General features: G+C 60.0%; 17 protein-coding genes and 1 tRNA gene. 4 read left to right on the forward strand and 14 right to left on the reverse strand.

The window, feature by feature from the left end; translation table 11 throughout:
• Nucleotides 1-42: 42 nt before the first annotated feature.
• Nucleotides 43-1,539: an AMP-binding protein gene (locus tag SVXhr_RS05975; protein ID WP_275740365.1), complete on the forward strand. Its 1,497-nt coding sequence runs from the start codon at nt 43-45 to the stop codon at nt 1,537-1,539.
• Between the two features lie 75 nt (nt 1,540-1,614).
• On the opposite strand, the gene SVXhr_RS05980 is transcribed toward SVXhr_RS05975, so the two are convergent.
• The 4 genes from SVXhr_RS05980 to SVXhr_RS05995 form a co-directional block, all read right to left on the reverse strand.
• Nucleotides 1,615-2,637: an AIR synthase-related protein gene (locus tag SVXhr_RS05980; protein ID WP_275740366.1), complete on the reverse strand. Its 1,023-nt coding sequence runs from the start codon at nt 2,635-2,637 to the stop codon at nt 1,615-1,617.
• 66 nt (nt 2,638-2,703) lie between these two features.
• Nucleotides 2,704-3,759, reverse strand: a complete 1,056-nt coding sequence (locus SVXhr_RS05985) for an ABC transporter ATP-binding protein (protein WP_275740367.1) — start codon at nt 3,757-3,759, stop codon at nt 2,704-2,706.
• Nucleotides 3,752-5,545 carry an iron ABC transporter permease gene (locus tag SVXhr_RS05990; RefSeq protein ID WP_275740368.1) on the reverse strand — a complete coding sequence of 598 codons (1,794 nt, stop codon included), beginning with the start codon at nt 5,543-5,545 and terminating at the stop codon, nt 3,752-3,754. The genes SVXhr_RS05985 and SVXhr_RS05990 overlap by 8 nt, the downstream gene beginning before the upstream one ends.
• A 2-nt stretch (nt 5,546-5,547) precedes the next feature.
• Nucleotides 5,548-6,627, reverse strand: coding sequence for a thiamine ABC transporter substrate-binding protein (locus SVXhr_RS05995; RefSeq protein WP_275740369.1), 1,080 nt, complete (start codon nt 6,625-6,627; stop codon nt 5,548-5,550).
• Nucleotides 6,628-6,817: 190 nt separating this feature from the next.
• On the opposite strand from SVXhr_RS05995, the gene SVXhr_RS06000 reads away from it, so the two are divergent.
• From SVXhr_RS06000 to SVXhr_RS06010, 3 genes are all read left to right on the forward strand, one after another.
• Nucleotides 6,818-7,168, forward strand: a complete 351-nt coding sequence (locus tag SVXhr_RS06000) for a MarR family transcriptional regulator (protein WP_275740370.1) — start codon at nt 6,818-6,820, stop codon at nt 7,166-7,168.
• Nucleotides 7,169-7,266: 98 nt separating this feature from the next.
• Nucleotides 7,267-7,713, forward strand: coding sequence for a hypothetical protein (locus SVXhr_RS06005; protein WP_275740371.1), 447 nt, complete (start codon nt 7,267-7,269; stop codon nt 7,711-7,713).
• A 436-nt stretch (nt 7,714-8,149) separates the two neighbouring features.
• A complete protein-coding gene (locus SVXhr_RS06010) occupies nt 8,150-8,356 on the forward strand; it encodes a cold shock domain-containing protein (protein ID WP_008527278.1) in 207 nt (68 codons plus the stop codon).
• A gap of 75 nt (nt 8,357-8,431) precedes the next feature.
• Here the strand turns inward: SVXhr_RS06010 and SVXhr_RS06015 are convergent, their stop codons facing one another.
• The 10 genes from SVXhr_RS06015 to SVXhr_RS06060 all read right to left on the reverse strand — a co-directional run bounded on the left by SVXhr_RS06015 (nt 8,432) and on the right by SVXhr_RS06060 (nt 21,538).
• Nucleotides 8,432-9,547, reverse strand: coding sequence for a hypothetical protein (locus SVXhr_RS06015; protein ID WP_275740372.1), 1,116 nt, complete (start codon nt 9,545-9,547; stop codon nt 8,432-8,434).
• A 243-nt stretch (nt 9,548-9,790) separates the two neighbouring features.
• Nucleotides 9,791-10,738 (reverse strand): DUF4268 domain-containing protein, encoded by a 948-nt coding sequence (locus SVXhr_RS06020; protein WP_275740373.1) that lies wholly within the window; start codon nt 10,736-10,738, stop codon nt 9,791-9,793.
• A 795-nt stretch (nt 10,739-11,533) separates the two neighbouring features.
• Nucleotides 11,534-12,193, reverse strand: coding sequence for a SprT family zinc-dependent metalloprotease (locus tag SVXhr_RS06025; RefSeq protein ID WP_275740374.1), 660 nt, complete (start codon nt 12,191-12,193; stop codon nt 11,534-11,536).
• A gap of 80 nt (nt 12,194-12,273) precedes the next feature.
• Entirely contained in the window at nt 12,274-15,243 is a 2,970-nt protein-coding gene (locus SVXhr_RS06030) for a type I restriction endonuclease subunit R (RefSeq protein WP_275740375.1), read from the reverse strand.
• Between the two features lie 50 nt (nt 15,244-15,293).
• Nucleotides 15,294-16,559 (reverse strand): Fic family protein, encoded by a 1,266-nt coding sequence (locus tag SVXhr_RS06035; protein ID WP_275740376.1) that lies wholly within the window; start codon nt 16,557-16,559, stop codon nt 15,294-15,296.
• Between the two features lie 190 nt (nt 16,560-16,749).
• A complete protein-coding gene (locus SVXhr_RS06040; protein WP_275740377.1) occupies nt 16,750-18,099 on the reverse strand; it encodes a restriction endonuclease subunit S in 1,350 nt (449 codons plus the stop codon).
• Nucleotides 18,096-19,658 (reverse strand): class I SAM-dependent DNA methyltransferase, encoded by a 1,563-nt coding sequence (locus SVXhr_RS06045; protein ID WP_275740378.1) that lies wholly within the window; start codon nt 19,656-19,658, stop codon nt 18,096-18,098. Before SVXhr_RS06045 ends, SVXhr_RS06040 begins: the two co-directional genes overlap by 4 nt.
• Before the next feature lie 821 nt (nt 19,659-20,479).
• Nucleotides 20,480-20,552 (reverse strand) — tRNA-Gln (locus SVXhr_RS06050).
• A gap of 78 nt (nt 20,553-20,630) precedes the next feature.
• The gene (locus SVXhr_RS06055) at nt 20,631-21,062 is read right to left on the reverse strand and encodes a metal-dependent transcriptional regulator (RefSeq protein ID WP_275740379.1); all 432 of its coding nucleotides are present in this window, start codon (nt 21,060-21,062) and stop codon (nt 20,631-20,633) included.
• The gene (locus tag SVXhr_RS06060) at nt 21,059-21,538 is read right to left on the reverse strand and encodes a ferritin-like domain-containing protein (RefSeq protein ID WP_275740380.1); all 480 of its coding nucleotides are present in this window, start codon (nt 21,536-21,538) and stop codon (nt 21,059-21,061) included. The genes SVXhr_RS06055 and SVXhr_RS06060 overlap by 4 nt, the downstream gene beginning before the upstream one ends.
• Between the last annotated feature and the right edge of the window lie 201 nt (nt 21,539-21,739).

Here is a 21,739-nt window from a genome sequence, read left to right on the forward strand (position 1 = left end):
TCGTAGCGCCGTTCAAGTGTTGCGGGGTCTGAGGACATGCTAATGCGAACGCTCGACGCCTGGCCCCAGGTCGATCCACTGACTGCGCGCGCGAGTTCGACCCCCGATCGAACCGCAGTCATCGAGTCGGAAACGGGGGAACGTTGGACATACGAGGCGCTATTCGACGAAGCGGACTGGCTGGCGGGCCGGATCGAAACTGCCTGTGAGGGACGGCCCGACCGGCTCGGAATCGCCATGGAGACGGGGATCGATTTCGTCCGGGCGACGCACGCAGCCTGGCGACTCGGGACGGCGATCGTGCCGCTTGACACCCGCGAGCCGACTGAGCAACTCGAGTTCCTCGCCGAGAAGGCAGCCGTCGACGCCATCGTCGCGACGGATCGAACTGCCGAGCCGATCGCTGATATCGACGGATGCCCTCGCTTCAGTGTCGATGAGACGGACACCTCCGGGGTCGAGACGCTCCCGTCTCACGATGGTGGAACAGCCCCACGGGCGCGATACCCGTCGGATACCCATCTCATCATGTTCACATCGGGGACGACCGGCGAGCCGGCGGGCGTGAAACTTACGCTGACAAATCTCTTTGCAAGCGCGATCGCATCGGCGTTCCGACTGGGCCTCACTCGCGAGGATCGATGGCTGGTTTCAGTCCCGATGGTGCACATGGGTGGACTGGCACCGTTGATCCGGTCGACGTTGTACGGAACGAGTGTCGTCCTCCAGCGCGAGTTCGAACCGGCCGAGACCGCAGCAGCGATCGAGGATTTCGACGTGACCGGCGTCTCGTTCGTCCCGACGATGCTTTCCCGACTGCTCGAGGCGGGGTGGTCGCCGCCCGAATCACTCCGGTTCGTGTTGCTGGGTGGGGCCGCCGCGCCCCGGGACCTCATCGAACGGAGCGAGAAAGCCGGGGTGCCGGCGTATCCGACCTACGGGATGACCGAGACAGCGTCCCAAGTGGCGACCGCGACGCCCACGCAAGCCTTCGAGAACCCGGGCACGGTCGGCCAGCCGCTCATGTTCACGAAGGTCGCGATCATCGACGACGGCGCGTCGTCCCCGCCGGGCGAGACCGGCGAGATCGTCATCGACGGGCCGACTGTGACGCCTGGCTATCTCGATGACGACGCGACACGCCGTGTCTTCGACGAGCGTGGCCTCCATACGGGCGATCTCGGCTATCGGGATAGCGACGGCCGGCTCTACGTCGTCGGGCGGATCGACGACCGGATCGTCACCGGTGGCGAGAACGTCGATCCAAACGAAGTGCAATCGGTCATCGAATCACACCCGGGTGTCGCCGAATCAACCGTCGTCGGCATCCCCGACGAGGAGTGGGGCGAACGCGTCGGCGCGCTCGTCGTCCCCGAGAACGGGACCGAGCCGGCACCCGACGAGATCGAATCGATCTGTCGGGACGAACTCGCATCGTTTAAAGTGCCAAAGTCCATCGCCGTCAGCAAGACGATCCCCCGGACGGTCTCGGGGACGGTCGATCGCGAAACCGTCATCGAGCGGATTCGCCACGGCTGATCGACCGCGACCGTGCGGGCTCTGTGTATTCTCGACGGACGCTGTCCCGACACCGATTGCCACCGGTGTCTATCGTCATGTGGTCCGCTGGAGGCGCGCCATCGCGTCCCACGCCGGGTCACTCGCCGGCGGTTCGACCCGTTCTCCGTCGAGGACGACCCCCGGTGATTGACTACCGGCGTCGCGCACCGACCCGATGATCGCCGCCGGCGTGCCGCGTGATTCGAGGGCGGCAACGACGTCTTCGGCCGCCGATGGTGGGGCCGTAATGAGAAGGCTTCCCGCGCTTGTCACGGTCCACGGATCCACGTCAATCCCATCACAGACAGCCTCAACTCCCGGTTGAACCGGCGCAGCCTCCCGTTCGACAGCAAACGTGACGTCGGCCCCTGTCGCCATCTCGGCGAGGCCGCCGACCACGCCACCTTCCGTCGCGTCGTGCATCGCCGTCAGGTCGCCTGCGGCCGCTGCCGTCGTCGCGTCGGCGACACCTCGTATGTCCGTCACGCGCTCCTGGGCGGTCGCGACCGTCTCTGCGGGGAGATCGAGCGCTTCGGGAAACAACGTCCCGAACAGGCCGGCCGTCTCCGCGCCCGGTCCGGTCGCGAGCACGATCGCGTCACCCGGATTTGCGCCGTCCGGTCGAACGATATCGTCCGGATCACCAACCCCGAGCGCCGTGGCCCCACCGACCCAGGAGTACTCGACACCTTCGTATCGGGCCGTGTGTCCCGAGACGATGCTGACGCCCAGATTCTCCGCATGGTCGGCCATCCCTCGCCAGGTTTGCCCCAGTTCGTCGTCGCTCATCTCCGGTGGGAGAGATAGCGAAACGGTCGCATGGGTCGGTGCGATCCCGGAGACGGCGACGTCCGTCAGGACGATATCGAGGGCCAGTCGACCGGCCCGTTCGAACCCGAGTGCGGGGAGAATCGAGATCGGATCGGTCGCTACCACGAGTGCGCTTTCGTCGATCGAGAGCACGCCGAAGTCGACGCCGTGCTGTGGGCCGAGTGTCACGTCGTCTCGCCTGGCCCCGAGGTGTGGCGCGATGACGGCGTCGAACGTGTCGGTGTCGATCTTGCCGCGGTCGGGCATACGTGAGGTCGGCAGTCACCGGACAAGTGTGTCTTGCTTTTCGACGAGGGGGCTGCTCGCGGACCGTCACGGTTCGCGGGTGCCGACCACGGTCACGTCAGCGGCGTCGATCCCGAGGGTGACGGTGTCGCCAGTCGGTTCGGACCGGGTCTTCGCCAGCAGTGCCTGCCCGTTCCAGTCACAATGCACCCGGTAGGTGTCCCCGAGGAACTCGACGTGTTCGACGTTCGCGGCAAGGGTCACGTCTCCATCGCCGAGTGTGACGTCCTCGGGACGGACACAGACGATCACCTGGGATCGCGTCGGGAGTGTTCTCTCAAGCGTGAGCGTCGTTTCACCAAGTGACATTTGTGGTGGGTCACGCCCTTCGATTGTCGCGTCGAAGACGTTGTTCTCGCCCATGAACTCGGCGACGAACCGGGTCGCCGGGTTGTGGTAGACCGCCTGTGGCGTCCCGACCTGCTCGACGTGACCGTGGTTGACGACGGCGATCCGGTCGCTGATCGCCAGCGCCTCTTCCTGATCGTGGGTGACGTATACTGTCGTAATGTCGAGTTCGCGCTGGATCTCCCGGATACTGACCCGTAGTCGCTCGCGCAATCGCGCGTCCAGCGCCGATAGCGGTTCGTCGAGCAAGAGGACGTCCGGTCCGGGGGCAAGCGCACGCGCGAGGGCGATGCGCTGTTTCTGGCCGCCGGACAGCGACTCGGGGGTTCGATCACCCATGCCGGCCATGTCGACCAGTTCCAGCATCGCCGCCACTCGCTTATCCGGATCGGCGTCACCCGGTGGCGACCGATACCGGAGGCCGTAGGCGACGTTTTCCCGGACCGTCATGTGGGGAAACAGCGCGTAGTTCTGGAAGACGATTCCGATATCGCGGTCTTCGGGCGCACGGTCCGTGACGTCAACCCCGCCGATCCGGACCGTGCCCGCGGACGGCGTCTCGAAGCCGGCGAGCGTCCGGAGCGTCGTCGTCTTGCCACACCCGGAGGGACCGACGAGCGTGAAGAACTCGCCGTCCGCGACCGAGAGAGTCACGTCCGAGAGCGCGGTCACATCGCCGAAGGTGACCGAGACGCCGTCGAGTTCGACGCCCGCGGATACGGACCTCTCACCCATCGTATCGCCCTCCGACGCGGTCGATGACGACGAAACTGATGGCTGTCACCGTCAGCAGGACGGTCCCCATCGCTGTTGCTGCCCCCAGACTCGGCCCGAGCGATCGGTTGCCGACGTAGCGTTCGAGCGCGACCGGCATCGTGTAGCTGCCGCCACCCTCAGAGAGCAGCACGGTCGAGTCGAACTCGCCGATGCTGATCGCAAACGCGAACGCCGCGCCGGCAAGCAGTGCGGGGACGATCAACGGGACCGTCACGGTGACCAGCGCCCGAACTCGCGACGCCCCGAGTGATCGGGCGGCCTCGGAGAGCCGGTCGTCGAGACCCGCGAGCGCTGGGGTGACAGTGCGGGAGACGAACGGATAGGCGGCTACGGCGTGGGCCGCGACGACGGCGACCGGCCCCGTGACGGTGAGCCGGTGACCGAACACGGGGACGCCGAAGACGAGCGTCTGTAACAACCCGAGGCCGACGACGATCCCGCTGACGGCGATCGGTGCGCTCAACACCGCCTCGGCCAGGCGACCGCCTCGCCCCTCACCTGTCGCGATTATCGACACGATGACGCCCATTGGTACGGCAAGCGCTAGCGTCCCGACGGCAAAAAGCAACGAATTCCCGATCGCCGGCAACGGCTTGATCGTCCCGACCGCAGCCGAGGCCTGCTGGGCAAGGAGGAACTCGTAGTACGCGAGCGTAAACTCCCCGCCCGGTCCCGTGATGCTCTCCAGGATGAGACTGACCACCGGCCCGAGAAAGACGACCGCCGCGACGATTCCGTAGGCGAACACAGCGAGGCGGTGGGGATCAGTCAGCGTCCTCGCGCCCGCCACGAGCGGCCTGCGTGACTGGGTTGTGCCACCCGAACGGATAACGACCTGTGCGGCCTCGTAGCGGAGATAGAGATACATCAACCCCAAGGAAATCAGCGTTTCCAGAACCGCCAGCGCCGCCGCCTCTTCCAGCGCCAGCGACTGGACTTTCGCGTACAGCCAGACCTCGACCGTCTGGAGTTCAAGCCCGCCCAGCGCCAGCACGATCGGGAAAGACATAAACGAGAAGATAAACGCCAGCAGGCCGGCGGTCAGCACTGACGGACGCAACTGCGGTGCGACGACGTCCCGAAACGCCCGGAGCGGCGACGCGCCCATGGCCCGGGCCGACTCGATCTGCTGGGCGTCGATCCCTTCCCAGGCTGCTGTCACCAGGCGCGTGACCAGCGGCGCGTTGTAGAAGGCGTGGGCGACGATCACGATCGGCAACGAAAACAGGAATTCGATCCGCTCGAATCCCATCGCGGCCAGAACGTCGTTCAACACGCCAGTCTGTCCGAACATCGCCTGGAACCCGACCGCCACGAGGATCGACGGCAGGACGAACGGAACGATCGTCAGTGACCTGAGTGTTTCTCGGCCCCGGAACTCGTAGCGCGCGAGCACGTACGCGCCGGGCAGCCCCAGCGCGACACTGGCGAGCGCCGAGAGGCCGGCCTGGTAGGCCGTGAACCCGAACAGCCCGAACTCCACCGCCGAAAGCGGGACACCGTTGCGGATCCAGGCGAGAACTCCCGACGGAACGCCGAGCGGATCGGCGAAGGCGTGATGGCCAACCCCAACATAAAACGGATCGGCGAGAATCGTTCGGATCGGTCCGAAGAAGGCACCGCCCGGATCGATCGCAGCCAGAAGGACTCGGGAAACCGGATAGTAAAACACGACGCCGAGAACCGAGAGTGTCACCACCAGCCCGGCCGGCAGGGCGAGACGATCGGCCGAGGGCTGTCGCATCGTCAGTTTGCGATCTCGCGTCGCCAGTCCTCGATCCAGCCTTCGACGTTGCCGGAGAGTTCGTCGTAGCTGAACGTGACTGGCTCGGACGGCTCGTAGGCGTACTGTGAGAACTCCGCGCCGGGATCGACGCCTTCGACGGCCGGGAACTGGACGTTCCGGACGGCGATCTCGGCCTGGGCCACCGGCGACAGCATGAAGTCCATGAACGTCCGGGCGAGGTCCGGCGCGTCCGCATCGGCGAACAGCGCCATCGCCTCGGGGTTGGCGTAGGCCTGATCGTTCAGGAAGCCGACCTGATGTTTCTGGATATCGACGCCCTCACCGTGGTAGTACACCTGGTCGGTCGAATAGGAAACCACCATCGGGGCTTCGTCGTTCATGTACGCGTTGTAGGCTGGTTCCCAGTCCGAGAGGATCGTTACGTCGTTATCGAGGAGATCCCGCCAGTAGTCGAGATAGCCATCGGGGCCCTTTTCGGCGATCGTCCAGAGGAGAAACGCCCGGCCTGGATCGGAGTTTCCGGCGTCCTGGACGATGAGATCTCCCTGATACTCCTCGCTCGTCAGCGCGTCGAAGGTCGCCGGATTCTCGACTTCGTTGCCGTTGTAGACCAGCGAGATGTATCCCGTGTCGTACGGGATCGCCCGCCCGTCGGGATCGATCTGGAGGCCCGACTTGACGGTATCGGCGCGTGTAAGGTCCTCATCGACCGTCTCGAACAGTGACTCATCAAGTTCCTGGTCGGCTCTGACGAGCTCGGCTGTGTTGAGTCCGATATAGAGGTCGGCATCGATCTCGGCACCGTTCTGCTGACGGAGAATGTACTGGTTGAGGCCACTCTCGGGGGTGGTAAACTCGACAGTCACGCCCGGATGGGCCGCCTCGAAGATGGATTTCAGCCAGTTCCCTGCGGTGTCCTTTCCGGTGAACGACGAATACGTCGCCACCTGGAGTGTGCCGCTGAATCCGCCCGTTCCAGCCGATTCCGTGTCGGTCCCGTCGTTGCCAGCACAGCCGGCAAGCGCCGTTGCGCCCACGACACTGGCTCCGGCCGTTCGAAGAAACGTACGTCGTTTCACCACCTGGTGGTTTGACTGAGTGGTATTAAACCTCTCGTGTTCGCCACAGAGAGCTGTCAACGGACAGGAAAAGGGCGATCAGCCTCGCCATCTTCGCAGTGGTCTGACATAGCCGCTCGGTATCGCCTTGGATGGCAAGCCTCGCACATCGAAGGTCAGGTTTAAGCGCCAACCTGCCCCAGGTACTGACATGAGCACTGATTCGTCGGAGTCCGATCTGTCGGAGGACGAACGACGGGGCCTCGAACTCATCCGGGAAACTGGCGGTATCCACCAGAGCGACTTCTGGAAGGAACTCGACGTGAGTTCACGCAAGGGCTCCCGGATCGTCGATTCGCTGGCCGAGCAGGATCTCATCGAACGGACCGAAACGGTCTACAATGGCCACAACACCTACCATCTGACGCCGACAGCCAAGGATCTTGACTTCTCGTTGTTGATGGCCGGCGACATGCTCTCACCGTTCGTCGGCGACGACGAAGTCGACGCCCAGAGCGGGCAGTTCACCCAGTGGCTCATGAATCTCGCCTACGAGGAGTGATCGTGTAATCGTGGGCTGATCGTCCATCTCGGAGCACGGTACCCTATCCATGGACCTGTCAAGAGCGATCGAAATTTCCCATTCACCGGACCACCAGCATGGACATCGATCGATCCACCGTCCTGGTTGGCATCCTCCTTGCCACTGGCGTGGCTCTGGTAGCCCTCCCGATAGCTGTCCCGGCGGATGTCCCGGACAACCGCGTCGAATTTTACGTCGAGGCCAACTGGAGTGACTACTCCGGGCAAACGAACCTCGTGTACGCGACCCTCAATGAGTCCGCACGTGGCGTCTTCGACGAGGCACGTCGAGCAACCCCCGAGACCATCAACCGATCGATCGCGACCGCTCCCGAATCGGTGACGCCACCGCCGGACAGTATCGAACTCTACAACGTCCAGTACGAGGGGGCGTTCTATCTCCTCCAGGCCAGACATCTCACTTCCGAGGCTGATTTCCTGACTCAACAGGCCCCGCGCTTTGGCTCGATGGCTGTTGGATTCCTGTTGGTCGTTGGGGCGGCCTACTGGCGCTTTGAAGTCTGATCCCCGGCGATCTGTGGGTGGCTACTCCCGGGTGGTATTTCGCCATTTCGTCGGCTGTCCCTGTGATATGCCACCGGTACGCTCCGGCGGAACCGGTGAACCGAAGTACGATCTTCTGACTGTGAAAACACTCGTTCGATTTACATTACATACCGTCTTTTCTTCACATGGGTCGGTGCGCGCCCGACTGTCATCGACCCGGGCGATCACACCGTGGTCGCCGTCAAACCGACATGTCACCGCGACACTCCCCCCGCGGTGAACCGGACGACGACGCTCGTCCGATGCCATCAATTGCCAGCCCGCCGGGTTTCTCCCCCACCCGGCGTTTCGCTACCACACATCGGTTCCGACTCTCCCATTGTGTTCTGCAAAGCGTTGTGGTAACTCTCCTCTCGGAAGGGTTATCCCGCACTCGGTCCTACAGTTGGTTGTAATGGCAAACGGTAAGGTTGATTTCTTCAACGACACAGGCGGCTACGGTTTCATTTCGACTGATGACGGCGACCTCGACGAAGACGAAGACGTCTTCTTCCACATGGAGGATGTCGGCGGTGAGGATCTGACAGAAGGAACTGAGGTTGAGTTCGATATCGAGTCCTCACCGAAAGGACCGCGCGCGGCGAATCTCGTTCGTCAGTAATTCTGCACTACTCGTCGCTCACCGCGACGAACCAACTACTTCGATGTTTGAGAGCTATCTGTCCGAGCCCCGGCTTCATTCCTGGCGCTCGCGAAGTCGGTTGAGAACCGCTTCGAGCGGCGGTTCAGCGTACAAAACCGTCCTCCAGCGTGATTGGGTGCCCTCGATGTCGTTGACGGTAGACACGTGTTCGTAGGCTTCGCTCACTGCCTCGGATGACGTTTTCTCGACGGCATACTCAAAGGCAGCATATACCCGCTTTCGAAGTCCTCGCGAAGCTACCCAGTACCCGACGACGAGAGCCCCACTGAAAAGCACGCCCAGCGGATCGTGGGCCTGGCCACTGGCAATCATAATCCCTGCGATCGGGACCAGAAACACGGAGAACGCGATCAACCGAAGCACTCGATAGCGCTGTCGAACGAGTCCCGCCTGTTGAGCCAGCACTGCTCGAAGCGCCTCGCTGTCCATTTCAAGTGTTGGGGCCGCGATCACCAGTGCTCGATACAGTGGTGATCCCTGAACGTCGAACCCGATCATTCCATCGCTGTTTTCGACCACCAGATACGAATCGACCCGCAGATCGACACTGGTACACAGGTGATCGAGTCGTTCGGATTCCGTCCTTGTTGGGGGTCTGACGGTCCGTAACCGTCCGGACATCCATGGTTTGCCAATCCACATCACAAACTGGTAAATCCAGATCCCGATCATGGCCGCGGCAGCGAGCCCCCAATAGTGAAAACTCACCGTAGCGATCATGACGCACCCCAGTATGGACATTCCTGCTATTGCATAGTGCTGTATCAGATCGCGGAATTCTGCTGCAACGGACTTGTCTTTGTTTCGGACTTGATCGATTGCCGGGAGAAGCGCGATTTTCGTCGATGCGATCGGGAGCAAGCCGAACATAAACAGCAATCCCAGATCGAGACTCGTCCCAAAAGATTCCGGTAGCACTTCCATCGAACCCGGGCCACCGCTCACGTCACCGAAGACCCCCCAGAAGAAAATCACCATCGCTGAAAGTCCGCCGCAAAATTCTCCATACGTAATCCACCGACGGACCCCTTCCATCGCTGTCGTCGAATCCGACGCCCGGCGGACGATCCATTGCCCGATCACATACCAGAGCCCTCCCGCGACGATTCCCAACCCCACCCCCGTGACAGCGAACACCAACAAATTCATGTATGGGATAGCGTGCTAACCACTCACAAAAACATTTCGATGAGGTGATCGAACGGCAGCGGACGCAAGCGCCGGAAGGAATGTCGTCTCGCCCATTGGGACTTTTCCGCTTCTTGGCGGAGATGAAATTCCAACGTTTGCATCTTGCCAGCAAGAGGGCTCTGTGAGTCGGGTGCTCATCCCGAGATCAACAATTCGGGAACTTTCGCCATCCGAGTCAACGAGTGTGGCGAGGAGTTGAGCCTATGAAAGCTCTGTGACGCGGGGTTCGAGGACATCTTGAAATGTATCCATCGCATCTACGCCCCATTCAATCAGTTCAGTCTGTTGCTTACCGGATAATTCGGAGATCCTTCCGTCAATCGGTTTTGGCCATTTGATCCGGCACGCCTGCTTTTCCGGTAACCGCTGCCAGACTAGTTCAGTACCCAAGTTCGATTCAATCTCCTCTCGGTCTTGCTTCAGTGTCTCAAAGATCTCCCCGTTCCGTTCCTTATCCGACGTTGATATATACAACTCGATTGAAAATTCGGGCCCCTGGTGAAACACCCAACCGAAACTGACGCCCGAAATACCGGCGCTAAATGTCAGGTATCCTCTTGTCCCCGGAGTCAGTTTGTACCAATTCGGCCGGCGCTCGGCGTATGCATCCACCAGATTTCCGAAAAATTCCGTATAGTTTTTCTCGGTTTCCGTGAGCGATTCATCGGTAATTTCTCGCTCCCAATCATTTGGCTCGACAATAACCTCAAACTCGAACCCCCGCCTTTCTGAGTCCGCAATACTCACGACACGCGGCCTGATAGCGAAGAACTTCACATCTTTCGGTCCGCTCTCGTTGAGCCATTCGAGTACACTTCGATGTTCGGGGCGGAATTCCTCAGCAAGCCACATCGTAAATCCTGCGCGTTTTCCTGCCGAATACGTCAGTAATTTGCCCAAATGATCGTGGTTCGTCTTGTTATACTGGTTCTCGATAACGATGGTCTCACCGGAATTCATTTCTCGTGCCACAATGTCCGCTGAGAAGTCTCCAACCGCTTCCTCGGCGCGTGCGTCTTCGATCTCGATTCCAAGCTCTTCGCCTAACATCTCGATGTTCTCGGTTAACCACTGCGTGAAATCACGTTCCTCGTTCTCCCAGACGGACCGAAGTTCGTGTTCGTCAATCTCAGTGATGGGATACTCCATACGTATGCTTCAGCAGCCACTCGGTATATGCTTATTTGCGACACTATCAACTGAGGCACTCTCCATATTCCCAAAGGATAGAACCTCGGAGAGCCATCTCCGCGGGCACAGGAAAGTAACATGCAGGAGTTCGAAGAAGTCTGTAACCATTCGGCAAGTGAACGGCAGGGATTACACTTTTGTGGCGAGAGTGCCTGACATTTCCGACGATTCAGACGGTCGTGTTTAGTTTAGCAGGGATCGCCTGCAACAGCCAGAAAGCCCCGAGTGGCTCCGGTCGAGGGTAGCGAGGGACCGCCGGTCCCTCGGACAGTCGGACGGCGTCGCCGTCCGACGACCTCGCTGTCTCCGGAAATCGAAGATTTCCGGGATGACGAGACGGACGAAGTCCGTCTCGAACCACGCTCCTCACTGCGTTGCGGTGTCTGCTCACGGGCGCGCAGCGCCCGTTCGCACGGGCCGAGGCGGCTCTGCCGCCTCGCGGCTTACTTCGCCCGTCTTCCCGGTGCCACTCGCCCCTTTCAGTCCCACCCGAGGCCGGTTGGTCAGCTGGCATGGGCGGGACTGAAAGGGGCGAGGCGGTCGGCGACGGCGCGCACGAGCAAGCACTGTAGCGAGGGAGCCGGCGACCGAGCGAAGCGCGCAGCCGGCGCACCGAGCGAAGCGCGCAGCCGGCGCACCGAGCCGACCGCCTCGGGGGCTTTCTGGCTGTTCCCAACCGTGACTCGCGTAACTAAACACCACCATTCAGACGGGGCAAAATCCGAGCACACTCCAACTCGAGACGACGGACGATCAAACTGTCAGGGTCTCCCCGTTTAACCTGAGCCACTCACGGCGACTCTCATAGTTTGGAATGAGGCTTCCTACAGTATTCCAGAATGCGTCGGTATGGTCGTTGTGGACTGCGTGTGCCAACTCGTGGGCCGCCACGTAATCCTGAATGCGGACGGGTGCGAGAATTAGCCGCCAATTGAGCCGAACCGTTCTATTGTCATACTCGCCCCAACGACCATCAACCTCTCCAACCTCAATGTCGACCTCTTCGAGTCCCAACCTCGGTTCGAAGTGAGACGCTCGCTCTGGAAGTTCCTCTTCAGCGCGTTTGACGAACCAGTCGACAACGGCCTGACGCTTCCGGCGAACGCTGACCTTGTCGCCATCGGCATCAAAACGGTGGACACGTAGCCAAAACGTCTGGTCGTCAAACGACAATTCGGGCTGGGGAACATCCGCTGCAACAACTTCGAGCGGATAGTGACGCCCCCGATATTGAAGCTTCTCACCAGTCAGATATTCCTTCGGATACGGTGGCCCTTCTTGGTCTTTCAGGCCGTACAGTTTCTCCAGAATCCACTCCTGCCGAGAGTCGAGTACCGACTCAACGTCGGCGGTTGTTGCGCTCATCGGCGCTGTAACGGTCAACTCCAGTGATTCGTCGATCGAGAGGCTCATCGTCTCCCGATTCTCGGACCACTCGATTGCATACGGAACGACTGTTTGGCCAATGTGGTAGTGGCGTTGTAGTCGCTTGCTCATTGGTAGTGTGCCCGCGCCAATTCGATGACGCGGTTGGTGAGTTCACGCCGTTCCTCTGCCGAGAGGTCGATTTCAGATCGATACAGTTGCCCCGTCACTTCTTTCCGCATCGTATTCTGCAGGTGAGTTCGCTCTTTCCACTCTACCTTTGTGACGAACTTCTCGACAGTCCCGACCAACTCGGCCGTGAGTTCGACAAAGTCCTCTTCGCCGAAATCGTGTTCATCCAGCACATCCTCGACCGCGTGGTAGAACGATAGGTCTGTTTCGCCCCGGAGTCCTTTGCGACGGGCAGCCTTGTCGCGTGACCGGATTTCCTCCATCAGAGTCCGCAACTCCTCGATAGTCCCCTGTTCGCTAAGCCGTCCTTCCCGGTACTTTTCGATGAGTTCCTCAAGCCGCTCTTTGAGAGACCCGTATTGCACTGGGTCCTCATCGAAGCGAACGTTGATCTCGTGCTTGATCGCATTCTGCATCTCACTCGCACGGGCCTCGTCGCTCTCTAGGTCTTCAAGTCTCGCATCAAATTCGACCTCGTCCATGATGGATACCGGTTCATCGTTCAAGATCTCGATTCCCTGCGAAGTGATGTGGTCCTGGATGAGCTCTCGGACCTTGGCCCCCGCGCCTTCGAGGTTCATCGTCTCGTCGCGATAGCGCTCCTTCGCTTTCCCGTAGATCGTGCTGAGCTGCTCTAAATCGTCGCGGTAGGGGTTGGCCATCGGGTCCGGGAGGACGATGTCCATCAGTTTCGAGAAGCGTTTGAACGCGTTCTTGAACTCGATGCGCCGGTCGTCTGGTTCGAGCGACTGCACACACTTCTCCACTGCATCGAGATCGTCAAAGAACGATACCGCCCGGTTGTGGGCTGCTTCAAGGTCCTCCTGTTTGTCTTTGACCGGTACCATCGCCCGCTCGACGTCCCTCGAGCTGAACATCGCAAGTGCCTCCTTCAGCTCGTCCGAGACGCCGTAGTAGTCGATGATGAGTCCGTGGGTCTTCTCCTCGAAGGGCCGGTTTACGCGAGCGATCGCCTGCAATAGACTGTGCTCACGGAGCGGCTTGTCGAGGTACATCACCTGAGCTACCGGCGCGTCGAAGCCCGTCAGAAGCATATCGCAGACGATGAGTAACTCAACTTCGCTGTTGGGATCGACGAACGACTCCTTGTATTGGCTCTTCTCGGAACCGCTGGGCGTCCACTGCTTGATTTGTTCTGGGTCGTTGTGCCCCTCAGAGATGACGACGCGGGACTCCGGCCCGTTCAAGCTGTCGAGTGTTTCCTTGTAGCGGATCGCCGCTTCCTTGCTCGTGGTGACGACCATCCCCTTGAACGGCTGGGGGACTTCTTCCTCGAAGTGTTCGACGATGTCCAGCGCGACCCGGTCAATGCGAGGCTGGGCCTCAGCGAGGTCCTGTGTGCGGGCGTAGCGCTTCTGAATCTCGGCCTTTTCTTCCTCAGTCTTGTCCGAGAAGATGCGATCGAACAGTCGATCCAGTGTTTCACCTTCGAGGTGGATGTCGGCGAGCCGACCCTGGTACAGGATCTCGACCGTCGCGCCGTCATCCAGTGACTGGTCGATGGTGTACGTATCGATGTAGTTGCCAAACGTTCGGCGGGTGTTGACCTCGTCCTTCTCGATGGGCGTCCCGGTGAAGCCGACGTAGAAGGCGTTCGGCAGCGCCGTTCGCATGTTGTTCGCGAGATTCTTATCCTGCGTTCGGTGGGCCTCGTCGGCCATCACGTAGATGTTCTCGTTCCGGGAAAGCACCGGGAACTCGTCGTCATCGTCCTCGTCGTCGGTCGTCTGGAACTTGTGGATGAGTGTGGTGATCGTCTCGCCGGCGTCGTACTGGAGTCGCTCGCGAAGATCCTCGATGCTCCGGGCCTTCTTCGGGTTCGGGAAGCCACAGCGTTCGAACGTCGCGTGGATCTGGTCGTTGAGTGCCCGTCGGTCAGTGACGAGCACGAGCGTCGGGTCGTCTTCGAGGCGGCGGAGCTTCAGCGCGAGAAAGAGCATCGTGAGCGACTTGCCCGACCCCTGGGTATGCCAGACGACGCCGCCGTTGGCCTCGCGCTGGCCGCGCTTGTCGATCCGTTCGAGAGCCTTCCGGACCGCCCGGTACTGCTGGTAGCGAGCGACCATCTTGATCGTCCCGCTCTGACTCTCTTCGAACACCGTGTAATGTCGGAGTTGGTCGAGTAAGCGCTCGGGTTCAAACAGCGCGTAGAGCATCCGGTACTGGTCAGGCAGGTACCCATCGAGATCGAACCGGTCGATGAGTTCGTCGTCCTCCAAGGGATAGGCGTCGCGCCAGGGCTTGTACTGGTCCTTCGGTGTCCGGTAAGTGCCCATCACCGCGCCTTCCATCCAGGTGGCGACGGAGAACTGGTTGTACCGGAAGAGTTCTTCCGCGCCCTCGGCCTCACCCTTGCGTTCGTTCTGATAGCGGCTGAGTTGGTCGAGCGCTTCGGACTTCGGTTCGGGGATCTGTGGGCTCTTGCACTCGACGACGCCGAGCGGGATGCCGTTGACGAACAACACGATGTCGGGTTTGATGACCTCGACAGGTCCCGCGACGCGGAACTGATTGAGTGCGAAGAAGTCGTTGTTTTCGGGGTTCTCGTAGTCGATGTACTGGACCGTGTAGTGTTGCTTGCCATTGCCGCGGTCCTGCTCGACGGAGATATGGCGGACGAGCTTCTCGTGAATCTGCTCGTTCTCGTCCATCGTGCTCGTCCCGGCGACCTGCTGGATCTCCCGAACGGCCTTGTTCAGGTTGTTCTCGTTGAGCCAGGGGTTCAGACGTTTCACGGCTTTGCGAAGTCGCGGTTCGAGGACGGCCGAGGATTGGGTCTCGCGTGGGTCGGCCCAGTTGGCCTGTTGCTGGTCGAGGACATCCCAGCCAAGCCGCTGGAGGGCTTCGAGAGCCGGGCGTTCGGATTCGGCGTACTCGTCGGGCATCTAGTACGCCAATTTTCCGCGAGGCTGTATCAAACTACTCACTGTTCTCGTCAACGCTCTGGAAGTTGCCACGCCTGCTCGACATCGACGAGTGCACCTGGGTCTGGAAGCTCTCTGGCAGGTCGTTCGACGATCTCCATGATCTCTTCCGCGCGGAACACCCTGTTCTGTTTGTTCCCTGTGATTTCAGTGATGACCTCATCCGATTCGAGGCGTTCGACGGCGTTGTTCGCCGTCTGATAGACGACATTGATCCGCTCACTCGCCTCGCTGACGGTAAAGTAGGGGTCTTCGAACAGGGCCAGTGCGAGTCGGCGGGTCGATGGCGGGCCGTCCGCGTAGCGGGTTTCGTACTCGTGACGCAACTCGATGAGGAGCTTCGCCCGGACGAACGCCTCTTCGGCCTGCTCGCGGATCCCGCGGAGGAAAAATAGGAGCCACTCGTCCCACTCGCCGTCCTCACTGACCGCGAGCAAGCGATCGGCGTATTCGGTGCGGGAGCGCTCGATGTAGGAACTCAGATACAACAGTGGGTAGTTCAGCAGGCCACTGGCGACGAGCATCAGCACGATAAGCAGGCGACCGACACGGCCGTTGCCGTCCTTGAAGGGGTGGATCGTCTCGAACTGGTAGTGTGCGATGGCAATCTCGACGAGCGTGGGCCAGTCGCTGCCCTGCTGGACGAACTGTTCGAGGTTCTCCATCAACCCCGGAACTGACTTGGCCTTCGGTGCGATGTATCGAATCCGCTTGCCCGGTGCGTGTGGATTGTCCTCCTTGACGACGGCGTACCCCGGTCGAAACTCGCCGGGGAGTGGGTCCTCTTCGTCGGTGCGCCCGTGTTCGAGCAGTTGCCCGTGCAGCTCCTGAATCAGCGTCGTCGTGATGGACGCCCGATCCATCCCGGCCGTCTGGAGGTACGAGATGGCGTCGTCGAGGGCACTGATGTAATTCCGGGCCTCCCGCACGTCGGCCTCGTGGTCACTCTTCGGCGTCTCCCCGATGGCCAACTGGTCGATGTCGTAGCGGTAGATGTCCGAGATGGTGACCGCCGTCCCCTCGACCTGTGAGGACTGTTCGGCCTCCTTGTAGACGAACGAACTGAACACCGCGCCGGGGTTGTCGATCTCGCTGCCGAGGCCCTCCAACCGACCCAGCGCCCACATCGCCCGGCTGAGTTCCGCCGCGACGGCATCCGAGAACTCGAGCGTCGGCGGCAGGCGATCCGGAAAGTAGGCCTTCGGGAGTTGCTCGTCTGTCCGCAGCGGCATGTACTGGCCCGGTGCTTCTCCGGGCAAATCGTATCCGTCTTTCATTGGGTCTCGATTCGGGCCGATCAATTAAAAATATTTGGCGAATATTTGAATTGAGAGAGCGATCTCGTGATCCAATTTTAGAGAATGCGATCGAAATAGAAATCGGATTGGTTTGAGCTACGCGGTTGTCGTCATATCCGATGTTAGGTTGACTGGCAGAGCGAAGGATCTCGGCCAGAGGGCAACCGAATCAGTCTGGATCGACGCGAACCTTTCCGGTGAGAAGATCCTGCATGAGGCCGCGTTTGAGTTCTTGGAGTTCTGCTTTAGTCTCCTGTTCGTCCTGAAGCTTCATATTCACCCGGTGGAAGGCCTCCGAGATGGCCCGCTGTTCTTCGACCGGCGGAAGCAAAACCGGCATCGTCTGGAGATCCGTCTTCGAGAGTTCGATCTGTCCGGTCGAGCCGGCCACGCAGAACGCGTAGAGCATCTTCTGGCCGTGATTTGATTCCAGGTAGAACCGGAAGTACGTCGGATCTAACACGGATTCGTCAGGATGGACGCGCGTGATGTGGGAGTCGAGGGCATGTGTATCCGACTCGTTGGTCCACTCCAGCGCGCGTCCCAATGTTCCCTTTCCAGTCGAATTTATCAACACGTCTCCCTTCTTGACCCAATACTTGTCTTTCCACCCGGCCGCAACCTCCTCGTCGAGGCGTTTCAATCCTTCGGGGTGGAACCCGTCCCAGTAGATACACGACTGATTGAGTACTGGAACGCCTCCCTCCTCAACGTACGTGGGCTGTTTCCCGCGCGTGATGATCTTAGACACATCTTTGAGCCGGGACTTAGTCCAGTCTTCCGGCACCTCTATTTTCTGCGGCCCTAGGTATTGTTCCTCAAACGTGTCGTGGCCGATACCGCGAGTCAGAAGATCCTGCATCAGACCTGATTTCAATTCTTTCGTCTCCTCAATCATTTCGTCGGTCTGCTGAATCTGCTCGTCGACCGTCGAGAGGATGTCAGCGATGCGGCGCTGTTCGGGGAGTGGGGGGCACGGAATGTTGATTTTCGCCATAGTGGACCGACTGATCCGTTGACGCGTTGATCCCGTCGCCAATGCTTCCCCAGCGTCCGACAAGTGTTTAGAATTCAATAACTGCCAAATATATCGTTTGTCCCATTCTCTCTCATCGACTTTTGCAACAACAATATCGACCGCAGTAATTGATTTCTTTTCGAATTGAGGAACAATGATTGTTCGAAGCACTGGATCAGCAAGTCTTGAGATAAGCAGATCACCTTCTTCGACCAATGTGCAATTCTTCTGCTTGAAGAAGTCTTCCGAGACGAATTTGTCACATTCACCTTTGAAATGACCTTCCCCAATATTCCCCAACTGAATGAGTTGATACTCCCCATCAGCGACCATATCATCACTTTCCACCCAGTCTCCATCGATGAATGTCTCCTCGCCTTCTTGGGCAATCTCTTCGAGATCTGCCTTGTCCCAATCCTCTGGGATTGAGACAGCTTTCGGACCGATATAAATATCTTGATATGAGATGTCACAGATGTTTTTATTGACAGTCTCGCTCATCGATACTCCAACTCCTCCATGTACGCCTGCAGTTCCTCGTCGGTCTTCCGGCGCTCTTCGGCCAGTCGGTCCAACTCCTCAAGTTTCTCGCTCACGTCGATGGGTTCCTCCGGCTCGGTCGTATCGACGTAGCGGGGCACGTTCAGGTTCCAGTCGTTTTCCTCGATCTCGTCCAGATCGACCAGCCGACTGTGGTGGTCCTCCTCCCGGCCCGTCTGGAACGTCTCGGCGAGGTACTCGACGCCCTCGTCGGTCAGTTGGTTCTGGTTCGATAACTCCTCGAACACCTGCACGTCCGATTCCCGGAGCGTCTGGTCCTCGGCGTAGATGAACTGGACCTTGCCCTCCCGCTCGTCGGGCTTGTCCTTGTTCAGGATGAGGATACACCCCGGCGAGGAGGTGTTGTAAAACAGGTTCTCCGGCAGGGCGATCACGGCCTCGACGAGGTCGTCCTCCAGGACGGGCTTGCGGATCTTCTTCTCCGAGCGCGAGCGGAAGAGGACGCCGTTGTCCATGACGACGCCCGCCTTTCCGGTCTCGTTGAGCGACGCGATCATGAGCTGAATCCACGCCCAGTCGCCGCGGTTCGACGGCGGCAGGCCGTAGGGGAAGCGATTGTACGGCTCGTTCTCTTCCACCCAGTCCTTGTTCCACTCCTTTTGATTCCACATCGGGTTCGCGATGACCCGGTCGAACACTTCGAGTTCGTCGTGAGGGGTGACGCGCTGGGGATCGGTGATGGTGTCGCCCTTCTCTATTTTGGCGTCGTAGAGTTCGTGCAGCAGGACGTTCATCTGCCCGATCGCCCACGTGTTCAGGTTCTTCTCCTGGCCGTACAGCGAGATGTCCTCCATGTCGCCGCCGGACTCGCGGATGTGCTCGGCGGAGTAGATCAACATTCCGCCGGAGCCACAACAGGGGTCATAGACACGATGGCCCGGTTCGGGGTTGACACACTTCACGATGAGGCGGACCACTTCCCGCGGCGTGTAGAACTCGCCGCCTTTCTTCCCGGCGTCGTCGGCGAACTCGCGGATGAGGTACTCGTAGGCCCGCCCGAAAATGTCGGGGTCCTTGAGATCGACGTTCCGGTAGCGGTGCTTCGAGAAGTGCGAGACGAGATCGGCGAGGAGTTCGTCGGGTAGTCGCTCTTTGTCGTTGAAGTCGACCGTGGTAAGCACGCGGTCCGCGATCGGGTCGTTCTCGTCTTCGATCGCCGCGAGCGCTTTGTTCAGCGCCGCACCGACATCGGTCTCCTTGGCTTTGATGTGGTCCCAACGGGCACGCTCGGGAATCCAGAACTCCTCGTGGAGGTCCCGATCTTCCCGGGCCGTGGATTCATCAATCCCGAGTTCCTCGGCGACTTCCTCGGTTTCCTCTTCAAAGCGGTCGTTCGCCCGCTTGAGGAAGAGAAGCCCGAAGATGTAGTTCTTGTAGTCCGCGGAGTCGATGCTCCCGCGAAGCTTGTCCGCAGCAGCCCACAGATGGTTTTCGAGTGTATCGAGTGTGAGTAGATCCGATTCCGTTCCAGGCAGCGTCGCCTGGTCGCTATCAGACATACTCCAGCAGAGACACGCCGACGTAATAACACCAACGTCAAACGGACGTGAGATCTGAGCCGACAGCGACGCGACGGAAACCTTTGGATGCAAGGATTGGCCCCTCAAGTCACGGCCCCGGGTGTCCTCGTGAACAGCGTGAACGAGGCTGGGAAGACGAACAAAGCGAGTCTTCCGGCGTCGTGCTGAACAACGTGAAGCACGGCTTGAGAGAGCGGTTTTCTCTCAGCGGATTCGAACCGCGGTCACTTTGCTCGCTTCGCTCGCGTCGTTTCCTGGTTCAGAACTTCCGGACAGCTTTGAGATATGGTTGGCATACGGCGAGCGAAGCGAGCCGTTTCACTCGACCGAGCGTCGCGAGGCTCGAACGAAGTGAGAGCCTCGGTATTACGAACGGCGACCAACGGGAGCCGTGAGCAGCGAGGTCGAGGTCTTTTTGGTCCAGATTTTTCAAGTCGAGCGGGACCGAAGGTCCCGCTGACCGTGCGAACGGACGCTTTGCGTCCGTGAGCAGAGAGCGGGTCGCGCGTAGCGCGACCCCGACGCAGAAAAAGGTGGTAGCGATAGTCCCGGGCGTCCTCGTGAACGAAGTGAACGAGGGCTCGGAAGAGCTTCGCTCTTCCGGCGGATTCGAACCGCAGTCACTCCACTCGCTATCGCTCGTTTCGTTCCCTGTTTCGAATCCGGTTGTGACTATCACTGCTCGCTGTCGCTCGCAGGATAGTCCCGGGCGGATTCGAACCGCGAGGACTCGCATCCGCTCGTCCTCTGGATACGAACCGCCTTGGGATATCTCTCGCTCACGTCCGTTCGCGAGAAGATAGTCCCGGGCGGATTCGAACCGCCGTCAGAGGCTCCAAAGGCCTCTATGATTGGCCACTACACCACGGGACTGCGACCGAACCTTAACGATGAGTCTTTAATAGCGTTATCCTTGCGACCAGCCAAGACAGATCCACGTTGCTGTAGCGGTCAGTCAGACGCTTCAGCCTCGACATCGAGTCGACCACACACGTCCCCGTCGGCGTCGAAGCAGTCCGGACACTTCTCCGGTCGGTCGATGATTGTATCCAGTCGCTCGGCAACCGTCTCGTCGATGACACTTTCGAGTTGTTTCGCTTCGGTGCGGAACTCCGCCACGTCGAGAACTTCCACCAGGAAGCGCTCGATGATGCAGTACGTCTGGAGCGCATCCCGCGCACGGGCGATCCCGTCGTCAGTGAGCGTCACGCCAGTATATTTCTCGTGCTCGAGCAGATCGCGCTCTTCGAGTTTACCGACCATCTCGTTAGCGCTGGCTGGACTCACGCCGAGGCGCTCGGCGATCTGACCGGTCGGTGCTGGGCCGTTTTCCTGCTGTTGGACCAGATAGATCGCCTTGAGATACTGTTCGGCTGTGTTCATCGCTGGGCCTCCATGAGATCAGTGACCGTCTCGACGCCACGCGCCTCTGCCTCCCGTAGCGTTTCCAGGACAGAAACGAGTTCCTCGTGATCCACTCCGTAGTCGGTGTCACTCGTTTCCAGCGCCCCGAGCAGATCGTCGAAGAACTTGTAGGCCGTCTCGGCGTTACAGAGCTGATCGTAGAGGATATCGTCGAAGTTCTGATCGGCCTGGTACTGGGCCTCGACGAGTGGCTCGATGTCTTCGTAGTCGACGCTATCAGCGTCCAGATCGGCGATCAACGTCTCCAGACGAGCCCGGTGCTGATTTGCCTGCGTCACGGCGGTTTCTAGCAGCGTTTCCAGCTCCGCACCGATCGCCTCACTCGATTCGAGATGCTTGGTCGATCGCGCTTCGATAACCTCCTGAAGGACGACCCCTATCTGGAGGAGCCGGGCGAGTTGGTGATCAGAGCCGATCGGCTCTCGAAGACTCACCGTCTTTCCCCCCGTGGCGAACAACCGTTCATAGTGATTCTTCCGGGAGGCGTCCCCTTAAACCCGTTCCTGCGGGAAACGACCGACGTCCTCGAAAAGAGCCCGTGCCCACTCTCCCACAGTCCCAGGTAGCGTGGCCGGACAGAATCTATGCGCACCGAATTTTCATTGCAGTGATCGAGGCGCGACGACTGGGGCTCG

The sequence above is a fragment of the Halorhabdus sp. SVX81 genome (genome assembly GCF_029207715.1).
Lineage (GTDB): Archaea > Halobacteriota > Halobacteria > Halobacteriales > Haloarculaceae > Halorhabdus.